The sequence below is a fragment of the Halovenus rubra genome, from assembly GCF_026586665.1.
Lineage (GTDB): Archaea > Halobacteriota > Halobacteria > Halobacteriales > Haloarculaceae > Halovenus > Halovenus rubra.
In genome coordinates this window covers 1-1451 of the sequence record NZ_JAODIY010000028.1, presented here as the reverse complement: position 1 = coordinate 1451, position 1451 = coordinate 1, and the positions used below count along the sequence as shown (strand labels likewise).

At 59.1% G+C, this 1451-nt stretch carries 1 protein-coding gene; it reads right to left on the bottom strand.

All coding sequences use genetic code 11. The features are described 5' to 3' along the window. Positions 1–20 precede the first annotated feature (20 nt). Entirely contained in the window at positions 21–1361 is a 1341-nt protein-coding gene (locus N5098_RS15135; protein WP_267638723.1) for an ISH6 family transposase, read from the bottom strand. Positions 1362–1451: the final 90 nt, after the last annotated feature.

Below are 1451 nucleotides of genomic sequence, written 5' to 3'. Positions count from 1 at the left end.
TGGTCGCGTCGCAAAGCGGTCTAGAGTTTGCCTCTGGTGCTCTCAATTGAGAGGTCACAGCTCATTGCTGTTTTGGTCGATCGCTGGAGCAGTTCGTCAAGGAACGACTGGTAGCGCTCTGGATCGGCGTACTTCACGAGCCGAAGCTGGAGTATCGCCTCTAACCCCTCAGTCGTCCAGCGCATCCACTGGTTCTTGCAGCGCTTGCTGACTTCGCCCATCAGCCGTTCGACGGGGTTCGAGGTCCACGGCACCTCGAACCCCTCGACGGCCTGCTCAGCAAATGTCACGATTGACGGCAGCCACCGCCGAAGATACCCCGCTGCCTTCTCTGAGCCGTACTGGTCTAACTGCCAGGCTGTCTTCTCGATACGCTCGGTCGTTCGCGCGATCCGCTCGCGGATCGCCGCGAACTCCTCGTCCGGACGGTGTTTGGCGACCGAATTCTTTAGATGGAACACTTCGTCGATCACCTCTGAGACGATCTCGTTCCGCCGATCCAAGGAGAACACGCCGTCGTCCCAGAGGTTGTAGTCGAGCGTCCGACCGACGTGGACGAGATCGAGTTGGTGATTACGATTTTCGTCGGTAAAGGCCGTGACGATGCCCTCTTCAGCGTCACTGACGACCGTCGCGTCGTCAGTGACTGCGTCGATGTCATCGAGGTCGGCTGCTGTCTCGTCCCAATCAGCGTTGACCGAGAGATCCAGCAGAGAGCGTGACTCTTCAGCAGTGTCTTCGCCCAGCGTGGCCTGGACGGAGTGGTACGCGCGGTCGTCGTCTTGGCTGTGACACTTCGTGCCGTCTGGAATAACGGCTTCAGCGTCAGTATCAGCGACACAGTCTGGAAGGAACTGCTTGAGTTTGCTGCCGTACTCTTTGGCGCGACGATTGATGGTGGTCGGCGACGGCATCTCCGAGAGGATGCCGTCGCCGTGGTCAGCAGCGTCACGATAGCTGAGCGAGGTGGCGAGATCGACGCTTTTGGCGGCGATGTCCTGCTGATAGCGGTTTTGCCCGTCGAAGCTGAGAACATCTTCGACGGGCCGGAAGTAGCTGGATTCGTCGTGGTCAGCTGCGGTATCTTCGACGTAGTGAAGGTCGAAGTCGTGCTCACCGGCGGTTGTGACGGCTGTGCGAGTATCGGTACCAGCTCGTTGGAAGCGACGGTCACCGTTGCCAGTAGCGTGTTTCTCACCACAGAGCGCCTCGACGCGGCTCGCGTCGAGGCTTTCGACCATCGATTCGAGCAGTACAGATTCGAGGTTCTGCTCGGTAACGAACTCGGCGAGCGTGGCGAGCGGTACCGTTTTGTCCTCGTCGATACTTATCGTGAACCGCACGTCGATTGTGGCGTGCATGGGACACCTCTTGGGTGGACACCAGAGGCGTCCCGTTCCTCACGGGAGTCAGTTGCTACTGAACTCTAGAGGACTTTGCGACACGACCAA

What these genes read in the sequence shown, in the direction of transcription:
- N5098_RS15135 (WP_267638723.1), bottom strand. Translation starts at nt 1,361, where the DNA reads ATGCACGCCACAATCGACGTGCGGTTCACGATAAGTATCGACGAGGAC.